Source organism: Micromonospora sp. CV4 (genome assembly GCF_003667455.1).
In the GTDB taxonomy this organism is placed as follows: Bacteria; Actinomycetota; Actinomycetes; order Mycobacteriales; family Micromonosporaceae; genus Micromonospora.
This window is the reverse complement of the sequence record NZ_RCVI01000188.1, coordinates 1-1,098: the sequence shown is the minus strand read 5'-3', so window position 1 is coordinate 1,098 and position 1,098 is coordinate 1. Positions and strand designations below refer to the sequence as shown.

Genomic DNA, 1,098 nt, shown 5'->3' with positions numbered 1-1,098 from the left:
CACGAGCCCTACCCGCCCGCCGTTCAGTCGTACCCGGCGGCACCCCAGGGGCGACCCGGGCCGTACGGCGACGCGCCCTACGGTGGCGGGCCGGAGACGCGCTACGGCGAGGCGGAGAGCCCCTATGGTGGCGGGTCGTACCGGCCGGGCGGAGCCGTTCCGGCGTACGGCGGCGGAGAGCCGCCGTACCGGCCCGAGGACGGCCCGTACGGCGGGGATGCCGCACCGGCTCCGGGTAAGCGCGGTCGAGGCCCGCTGATCGCGGTGCTGGCCGTCGTACTGCTGCTGGTGGCGGCCGGTGGCGGGACGCTCTGGTTCCTCAGCCGATCGGACGATCCCGCCCCGGTGACCGCGCCGACCGGCTCGGCCGTCGCCGAGGAGCCCAGCGCGGACGCTGTCGACCCGGCCGCGCCGGCACCGAGCGCCGCGCCGGAGTCGTCGGCCGACCCGCGGTTCGTCAAGGTCGGCCAGTGCGTCCGCAACGATGGCGCGGCCGGCGGCAAGCCCAGACTGCTGATCAGCGGCTGCGCCCCGAAGTCGTACGAGGTGCTGCGCCGGGTCGACGGCCCGACCAGCGGTGAGCGGGACGCCGAAGCCAAGTGCGCCAAGGTCGAGGGCTACACCAACTGGTACTTCTTCGACAGCGAGCTGGACGGCCTCGACTTCGTCCTCTGTCTCAAGCAGCGCTGAGTCCCACCCACCCTGGGGATGACATGACAACCTACGGACCATCGGGGGCCGGGCAGCCGGACGACCCGTACCAGCGCCCGGCGACCGGTTCCGACGGCCCGCCACCGGTCGACCCGACCCAGCAGCAGTGGGGTCCACCGCCGGCCGACGCGGAGCCGCCGACCGCGCCCCTGTGGGGTCCGTCGCCGACCTCGAGCCCGGGTTACCCACCGCCCGGCGCCGACGCCGGCTACCCGCCACCCAGCGCCGGAGCCGCCTACCCGCCACCCAGCTCCGGGGCCGGCTACCCGCCACCAAGCGCCGGGGCCGGCTACCCGCCGCCCAGCTCCGGGGCCGGCTACCCGCCACCCGGCGCCGGGCCCGGTTACCCGCCGCCGCCGGGCCCGTTCCCGCCGGCCGGTCCGACGC

General features: G+C 76.6%; 2 pseudogenes. Both read left to right on the top strand.

From position 1 onward, the window contains the following. Window positions 1–225: 225 nt before the first annotated feature. Window positions 226–690: pseudogene (locus EAD98_RS05845) on the top strand (hypothetical protein); the annotation flags it as partial. Window positions 691–713: 23 nt separating this feature from the next. Then, window positions 714–1,098 (top strand): annotated as a pseudogene (locus tag EAD98_RS31195) (hypothetical protein); the annotation flags it as partial.